Origin of the sequence: Mycobacterium sp. E796, assembly GCF_001672815.1 — a bacterium.
Taxonomy (GTDB): domain Bacteria; phylum Actinomycetota; class Actinomycetes; order Mycobacteriales; family Mycobacteriaceae; genus Mycobacterium.
The window spans coordinates 44,588-52,568 of record NZ_LZKK01000162.1 but is presented as its reverse complement, the minus strand read 5'-3'; the positions used below and the strand labels follow the sequence as shown (position 1 = coordinate 52,568).

Below are 7,981 nucleotides of genomic sequence, written 5' to 3'. Positions count from 1 at the left end.
ACTACGTCATGCGGACCAACGCGGTCGGCACGGTCAACGTCAACGAGGCGTTTTACCAGATCGCCGGTGAGGGCGCGGTGATCGTCAACGTGGCGTCCATGTCGGCCTACATGCTCCCCGCGGAAATCGTTCCGGCACACCAATTTCCGCTGGCCTCAGAAGACCCCGAGGCCTTCATGGGCGCCATGCTGGCGGCCTGCGACATCGCGCCCTCACCGGCGATCTGGTAAAACGCCTCGTTGACGTTGACCGTGCCGACCGCGTTGGTCCGCATGACGTAGTCGGCGGCGCCCATGCTCGGACTGACCCCGGCGGCGTGGATGACCGAGGCGAGCGTCCCGAGCTTGGTTGCGGTGTCGAGCAGCGCACCGACCGCACCCCGATCGGTGACGTCGCAGTCGACGGCCGTGGGAGTGATCCCGAGGTCTTTCAGGGTCGCGGCCGCGGCATTCAGGCGGTCCTGCCGCACGTCGCAGAGGACCACCGCGTGGTCGCGGCCAATGATCTTGGCCGTGGCCAGACCCATGCCGCCGGCGCCGCCCGTGATTACCGACACTCGATTCATAGGTGGACCGTATTGCACAGCGTCTTGGCGGCGCGGGCCGGGTTGGCGCGCGTTAGCCCGGGATTGTGGGGCCGTCCACCTGGTGATGGGGGTGGCCGGTGTGGCGGATCGCCCGGCCGACGAATGGCGCCCGGAACGTGTCGATCAGGTGGCTGCGGTTGATGATCAGCCCGACGACCGCCACCGCGGTATAGACACCGCAGAGCAGCAACCGCTCCTGTGTCGAGACCAACGGGAACTGGACGAAGAACAACACCAGCAGCGCGCACGCCGCGAGCCGCCCGAAACGCAGCCCCAATATCAACGCCACCCCCATCAGCGTCTGGGTGGCCGTCAGCAGCACTTCCTCGACCTGGCGGGAGTCGAGCGCCAGCGAGGGGCCGCCGCCGCCGAGCAGGTGGGCCACCGGCAACGATCCGATCAGCAGCGTCCACTGGTTGACCTTGGAGGAGATGAGCGTGGCGATCGCCGCAGTGCCCTTGCCGCGGGAGGCGAAGATGACCGCGATGATGAACTCGGGCGCCTCCGAGGCCAGCGGCGCGAGCCACTGCACCAGCAGGAACCGGTCGATGCCGAGCTCGGTGCCGGCCGCGACGAGGTTGTCGGCGAACGGCTTGGCGCACAGCAGGATCACGGCGCCCGACGTGACGAACAGACCGATGACGGCGACGCGCCGAACGCGATCGGGCAGCTCCCCGAGCGCGGCCGCGGTACCGATGAGATCGGGCTCCTCCACGTCGCCGTGGCCGATCTTGTAGAGGTAAAAGCCGAACCAGGCCAGCAGCACCAGCCCCAGGGACAGGTGGATCTGCCGCGTCGCGGGCATGACGAATGCGGCGATGCCGGCGATCAGCAGGAAGCCGAGTTCGACGCGATTGGCGGGCTCCAGCGCCACCGCGGCGGACTTGCGTGCGGATTTGCCCGCGGCCGCCTTTCGCGCCACGACGATGCTGACCAGCACCACGACCGGCCAGCCCAGCCCCATCAGGAGCCGGTTGGACCCGGTCATGTTGGCGGCGGCGTACTGGGTGTAATCCGGATCGTGGCCGGACACGTAGGCGTAGTAGAGGTCGACGGCGTATTCGGGCAGCACCGCCACCAGCGCCAGCACCGCGATCGCCAGGCCGCCGGAGACGTCGATCTGCGCGGTCTCGGCGGCCCACGCGAGCAGGAAGCTGGCGGCGACCACCGCGGACCCGTAGATCAGCAGCGCGGCTACGGGGTCCAGGTGCAGGCCGATGATTCGGACGACCACCGCCGGGGCGATGAAGATCCCGGTGATCAGCGCCGAACGGGTCAGGGTGAACCGCCGCGCCCGCGATGCCGCCGCGACCGTGGCAGCGGGTGAGTCTGTGGCCGGCATCGTCATCCTTCAGCTCGAAGAGGGGTGCCGATCAGTGGTGGGTGCTTGGCTCGCGTGCCCCGGTGAACTGCTCCCAAACGTACCCGCGAAACGATGGACCAGCAACGCGACCGGATCGGCAAAGCAGCCGTACAGCGCATTCCGTCTTCGCTGGCCACGCGGTTCGAGTCGGAAAGTTCGGGCCGGCTGATCTGAAACTTTGGCAAACCTTTCGGGCGTTGTGGTGCCGTTTTGACTTGCCCACGCCGCGGGTGGGCGCGTCTCGGGCCACGGATGTGTCGACGGTGCACAGATAGCTCGATTAACTCCGGGGAAGTGCATTCCGCCGGACAACCGTGGAACATCAACATCCACTACGACGCGTTGCTGGAGTCCACGGTTCCCGGCGGGCCCATCGCCGCGGCCGCGGCCTGGGCGAAGAGTTCGACGGCCTGCTTGCGCGTCAGTGAACTCATCAGCTGCTCGGCGGCGCGCATGACGTCGCCGACGAACCGGGTTGGGCCGTTCGCGAGGTTGTCGAACGCCTCCGCGATCACGTCGTCCACGGCGACGGCGCCCGGTGGGGTCTCGTCGGGCGAGCTGATCTGGCCGCGGCTGTGCTCGAGCCGGCGCAGCGCGGGCGTGTCGGTCTTGCCGAGGATCAGGCCCACCACGTCGACGCCTTTGTCGTGCAGCTCGGCCCACAACGCCTCGGCGAAGACCATGTCGAACGCCTTGGACGCGCCGTAGGCCACCATGTTCGGCCCGCCGGCCAGCCCGGCGCCGGACCCGAAGATGACGATGCCGCCGCTGCCCCGCTCGACCATGGCGGGAGCGAAGTGGTGACACAACTGCATCGGCACCGTGCAGTTGCGTTGCACCATCGCCTCGGCGGCCTCGATCGGATTGGCAAGGAACGGTTCGTAATTCGGGTCGGCACCGGCGCAGTACACGAGGAAGCCGATCTCCAGATCGCTGGTGGCCGCCGCGATCGCCGACGCCGCGCTCGGCCCCGCGAGGTCGATCGCGAGGGTGCGTGTTTCGACCGATGACTTGGAATTGATCTCCGCAGCAACGTGATCCAATGCCGATTGGCGGCGGGCCAGCAGCACGACGTTGACGCCGCGCTCAGCGATCCCCGCGGCGAACGCGGCGCCCAGACCGTCGGACGCCCCGGCGACCAGCGCCCACGGCCCGTACTTGGTTGCGAATGTCACCTAAGGGCTCCCCACTGTAGCCACCCGCACCACGGTGAACCGTCGCCGCGCGATGCGCCATCCGTCGGCGGTGCGGACGATGTCGTCGTCGTAAAAGCCGATGCCGTTGGCGCCGGATTGGTTGTCGGCGAACATGATCAGCGCATCGACATAGGTACGCGCCGTGGCCTTGTCGCCGTCGATAGTGATGACCTGGTTGGTCAACCGGTGCAGCGTGTGCCCCGCCAAGGCGTGCGTCTTCTCCATGAAGTCCGTGACGGCGTCGACGCCGTTCCATGCGCCGATCTCGCCGTAGTCGAGTTGGCAGTCCTCGGTGAACACCGTTCGAAACAGCGGCCAGTCGCGTCGGTCGATGCCCGTCGCGTAACGAACGAGCAGATCCGAAATCTCCTGCCGGTCGCCGTTTTCGGTCATCGGATGTCTCCATCCGGGTGAACCACGATGCGTGGTGGGCCGGCAGACTTGCGGGCCGCGCAGATCGCGGTACTCAGTGTGCGCAGCAACAACTCGCCCTGCCCCGGTGCCGGGTCCGCCGTTTCGCGTACCTGCAGCCGGCCGTCCCTCAACACCACGGCGCGCAACGCATCAGCCTCGCGTTTATTTTCTCGAATAATCGATATAGAGTTTCGAATGATCGGTGTAACCATATGAACCCCGGCGTAAAGGAGTCAAGACATTCGCGGATCGCCGTCGGCGCCGACCGCCCGCGTGCTCGACGTGGTCGAGTTCCTGGCCCGGTCCCCGGATGCGCCGCTGCGCTTCTCCGATGTCGTGCGCGAGTTAAATCTCACCCAGGCGACGGCCCACGCGATCCTCAAGACGCTGTGCGACCGGGGCTGGGTCAGCCGTGACCCCGTCACGAAGACGTTTTCCCTGGGCCCCGCGCTGGCCGTGGTGGCGGCGCGGACCGACACCGCGCGTCCCCTGGCGCACGCCGCCCGTTCCGCGGCGCTGCGACTCTCCCGCGAAGTCGGCTACGCCGGTTCTGTGGTCGAGCGATTCGGTGACTCGTTGGTGGTGACCGCCTTCGAGGGCGACCCCGCGACGCAGCCCGCGGGCATCCCGGGCGATCGGATTCCCTACGCCCCGCCGTTCGGCGTCGCCCTCGCGGCGTGGGACGGCGAGGAGGAGCAACGGGCATGGATCCGTCGCGGCGCAGGTGACAACATCGATCGCGTTCAGCGCCTCGAACGCGTCCTGGAGCACACGCGGGAGCGGGGCTTCGACGTCGACTGGACGACGCCCGCGCTGGCGCAGGCCGTCCAGGCGGTCGGGACGCTGGATCAGCACGAGATGCCGACTCCCGTGCGGCACATCCTGGACCAGCTGCTGGTCGAGTTCACCACCATCGGCTTCCTCTCCGATGACAACCCCGGTCGCCGCAAGCAACCCGTGGTCACCATCGCCGCACCGGTTTTCGACCATCGTCGGCAAGCCGCCCTGATGTTGGCCGTGCATCCGTTGTGCCCGCTCAGTGCGAGGCAGATCCGGCACATCGGTGAAAAGCTGACGGCCGAGACGGCGGCGATCACTCAATCGCAACAGCACGCGGTGGATCGCGCCGGCTGAGTTAGCCGTCCGCTTATGGAGGGTCATCGCCAAAACACCTGCGGCACAGCAGCCCTCGTCGGCATCCGGTCTGATGGGCGCTATGCCTCGCGGCCGGGAACTCCCGCGTCGAATGCGTTGAGCGTCACGGCAACCATGGAGAAGCAGCCCACCAGAAACACGATCTCGGCGGCCCCTTGCTCGCCGAACCGCGCGACGGCACGTCGATAGGTAGTCTCGGGCAGCACACCGCCGCGGTTGAGCGCGGCCGCCATGTCGTACGCGGCACGTTCGTCTCCGGTCAGGTCGGCGGGGCGCTCACCGGCGGCGATGGTGGCGATCTTGTCGTCGGACAGGCCCGCGCGGCGTGCGAAGTACTCATGCCCGTAGATCTCGTACCGCGCCCCGAACTTCGCGGCGGTGACCAGGATGACCAGTTGATGGACGCTGCCGGGTAGCAGGGCATGCTCCCAGAGCGATCTATTGAGAGCCCAAGCCGGCGAGCCGAATTGGGGAAAATGCAGCCAACCGTTGAACGGCCCGACCAGCGCGCCGTCGCCGCGGTATGCAATGAGTTCGCCGAAGCCGCTGTCGATTACGGCGCGCATGTCGGCGTACAGGGCCTGCTGTGCGGCGGTCAAACCGGTCGGTGGCAACAGCGGAAGTCGCACCGGCCCCTCCTCACGTGATCGCGGTTGTTTTAACCCAGCCAATCCCCCGAACGCCGACGCGTCCACGACGGGCTTTCGACCAGTGCTAAGTCACGCTTCCTACCGCAGGTAGAGCCACTTAAGCTCGTCTCATGGAACTACGGCAGCTGGGCTACTTCGTGGCGGTTGCCGAGGAACTGCACTTCGGTCGGGCCGCCAGGCGGAAACACATCTCGGGACCGGCTCTCTCGCAACAGATCATCGCCCTCGAGCGCGAGTTGGGCGCCGAACTGTTCGCGCGAGACCGGCGCAGCGTGCGGCTGACGGAAGCCGGACGCACCCTGCTGCCGGACGCGCGGAGGATATTGTCCCTGGCCGACGACGCCAAGCGTCGACTGCAGCTGGCGGCGGCCGAAAGCACGCCGGTGCGGCTCGGTTACGTCAGCTGGCTGCCCGACGACATCACCAGCTTGTTCGGGCCTGAGGTGGCGCTGCGAGTCGATGAGTGGGTGCTGCCGTCGCACGCGCAGGCCGACCGTGTGGCGGAGGGCACGCTCGATATCGCGCTGGCGTGGGTGACCGCCGAGCAGCTCAAGCAGCGCGGGCTGACGGCCCACCTGCTGCGGGCCGAACCCCTGCAGGCCGTGGTTCCCGGCGTCGGCTCACCGGAACCGATTGCCGCGCAACGGGTCAAGGTCCTCCTCGACGCCGACGAGTCGGCATGGTCGTCCTGGAATCGGTTCGCCGAGGAATTCGCGGCCCACACTGGTGCGCGGATTGTCAGGATTGACGACGGCGGCGTCACCGGCGACGCCTTCTATGCCCATGTCCGCAGGATCGGCGCCCCCGTGCTCGCTTCACCGAAGCGACACACCGCGGTCATTCCACCCAGCCTGGGCCAGCGGCCCGTCACCGCGCCGACACCCCTGTGGACGTGGTCGTTAGTGCACCGCCAAGACGATGATCGGGCCGGTGTGCGTGGGCTGGTGGACGCGCTGCTGACGACCGCGCGCGGGCGCGGTTGGCTCACCCCGCCCGCCGACCGGTGGTGGGCTCCAGCCGACGACCCGCACCGCGACGCCCTCGCCGCGGGCGCCGAACTGCGGTAGGAACTCCCGTCGAGCACTGGTAGGAGATCGGTCCTGGACTTCCGTGTCGTTGCGGCGCTTCAGTGGAGTCAACGACGGGAGGACGAAACCCCATGGCACATAACTACGTTGTCGACGAGCTCGCCGCCTTCGTCGTCGGCGCCCAACAAGAGGACCTGAGCGGGTCACCCCGGGCCTTGCTGAAACGCAACGTGCTGGACAGCGTCGCCTGCGCCGTCGGCTCGCTGGACGGTGAGCTGATCACCACGATCCGCGAACACACCGACCAGTTCAGCGGCGTTCCTACCGCGACGCTCGTCGGTGGCGGCCGGGCCTCGGTCGATCAGGCGGCGTTCTTCAACGCGGTCCTGGTGCGCTACCCGGATCTGCTCGACACCTATCTGACGGTGGGCGGACTGTGCCATCCGGCCGACAACTTCGGTGCGATCCTGGCGGTGGCCGAGCACGTCAACGCCACCGGGGCGGATTTCCTGCTGGCGCTCGCGGTCGCCTACGAGATCCAATGCCGGTTCAGCGCCCAGGTTCCCGTGATGGCGCGCGGGCTCAATCACGCACTGCAACTGGCGATGTCGGTCGCGGCGGGATCGGCCAAACTGTTGGGGCTCGACGCCGAGCAAACCGCGAACGCGATTGCCGCCGCCACCGCCGACAACGTGTCACTCGCGGCCGTGCACGCCGAACCGGTCTCGAACTGGAAGGGCATCTCGCCCGCGATCACGGGCATGCGCGCGGTGTACACGACGATGTTGGCCGCCCGTGGCGTCACCGGGCCCAAATCGCTGTTCGAAGGCCCGCACGGCCTGGTGCAGCTCTTCGATCAGCCGATTGACTTCCACACCGCCGACCGCGCACTTGCCTGCGTCGAGCAGACCTACTTGAAGCAGTACTGCTCACTTATCCACGGCCAGGCCATCATTGACGCGGTCTTGGCGATCCGCGGCGATAACGACCTGTGCGGCGAGGACGTCGCGCGGGTGAGGCTCGAGGTCTTCCAGGGCGCCTACGACTTCGCCGGCGGGGGAGCGTACGGCGCCAAGGACCACCCGCTGACCAAGGAGCAGGCCGACTACAACCTGAAATACCTGAGCGCGGTTGCGCTGCTCGACGGGGGCGTCGGTCCCGGACAGATCGAGTCGGAACGCCTGTTGCGCGGCGACGTTCAGGACCTGCTGGCCCGGGTCGACGTCAAGCCCGCGCCCGACCTGACCGCGGACTACCCGCAACGCACCGCGGCCCGCGTGCACGTGCTCACGCGCGACGGGCGGGAATTCAGCCGCGAACAGAGCGATTACGAGGGATCGCCCACCCGGCCGATGTCCTGGGAGCGTGTCGTCGACAAGTTCGGTTGGCTCGCCGAGCCGTTTTGCGACGAGGCGCTGCGCGACGACATCGTCGCCGCCGTCGATCGCCTGGACGAGATCGCCGTCGGCGAGCTCGCCGCCCTCCTCGGTGCGGTCAGCCCGAGCGCCCGACGTCGCCGCAGCAGGGCGCGCTTCTGACGCTCCCTGCGCGCGTCCCCTTGCGTGGTTCGCTGCGGGCGTTCAATGATC

The 7,981-nt window shown here is 67.8% G+C and carries 7 protein-coding genes and 2 pseudogenes; 3 read left to right on the top strand and 6 right to left on the bottom strand.

All coding sequences use genetic code 11. The features are described 5' to 3' along the window. Nucleotides 1-178 precede the first annotated feature (178 nt). From A5706_RS11860 to A5706_RS35230, 5 genes and pseudogenes are all read right to left on the bottom strand, one after another. A pseudogene (locus A5706_RS11860) lies at nucleotides 179-565 on the bottom strand (SDR family NAD(P)-dependent oxidoreductase); the annotation flags it as partial. A 52-nt stretch (nucleotides 566-617) separates the two neighbouring features. Continuing rightward, nucleotides 618-1,928 (bottom strand): sodium:proton exchanger, encoded by a 1,311-nt coding sequence (locus A5706_RS11855; RefSeq protein ID WP_068130594.1) that lies wholly within the window; start codon nucleotides 1,926-1,928, stop codon nucleotides 618-620. Nucleotides 1,929-2,281: 353 nt separating this feature from the next. Continuing rightward, nucleotides 2,282-3,124: an SDR family NAD(P)-dependent oxidoreductase gene (locus A5706_RS11850; protein ID WP_068130571.1), complete on the bottom strand. Its 843-nt coding sequence runs from the start codon at nucleotides 3,122-3,124 to the stop codon at nucleotides 2,282-2,284. After that, on the bottom strand, nucleotides 3,125-3,538 hold the full coding sequence (locus A5706_RS11845) for a nuclear transport factor 2 family protein (protein WP_068130568.1): 414 nt from the start codon (nucleotides 3,536-3,538) through the stop codon (nucleotides 3,125-3,127). Nucleotides 3,539-3,591: 53 nt separating this feature from the next. Continuing rightward, a pseudogene (locus A5706_RS35230) lies at nucleotides 3,592-3,696 on the bottom strand (zinc-binding dehydrogenase); the annotation flags it as partial. A gap of 136 nt (nucleotides 3,697-3,832) precedes the next feature. Between A5706_RS35230 and A5706_RS11840 the strand changes: the two are divergent. Further along, nucleotides 3,833-4,693 (top strand): IclR family transcriptional regulator, encoded by an 861-nt coding sequence (locus A5706_RS11840; RefSeq protein WP_068130566.1) that lies wholly within the window; start codon nucleotides 3,833-3,835, stop codon nucleotides 4,691-4,693. An 80-nt stretch (nucleotides 4,694-4,773) separates the two neighbouring features. Here the strand turns inward: A5706_RS11840 and A5706_RS11835 are convergent, their stop codons facing one another. Next, entirely contained in the window at nucleotides 4,774-5,343 is a 570-nt protein-coding gene (locus tag A5706_RS11835) for a carboxymuconolactone decarboxylase family protein (RefSeq protein ID WP_068130564.1), read from the bottom strand. Between the two features lie 131 nt (nucleotides 5,344-5,474). Between A5706_RS11835 and A5706_RS11830 the strand changes: the two genes are divergently transcribed. Beyond that, nucleotides 5,475-6,431 carry a LysR family transcriptional regulator gene (locus A5706_RS11830; protein ID WP_068130562.1) on the top strand — a complete coding sequence of 319 codons (957 nt, stop codon included), beginning with the start codon at nucleotides 5,475-5,477 and terminating at the stop codon, nucleotides 6,429-6,431. 92 nt (nucleotides 6,432-6,523) lie between these two features. After that, entirely contained in the window at nucleotides 6,524-7,930 is a 1,407-nt protein-coding gene (locus A5706_RS11825; RefSeq protein ID WP_068130560.1) for an MmgE/PrpD family protein, read from the top strand. The last annotated feature ends 51 nt before the right edge of the window (nucleotides 7,931-7,981 follow it).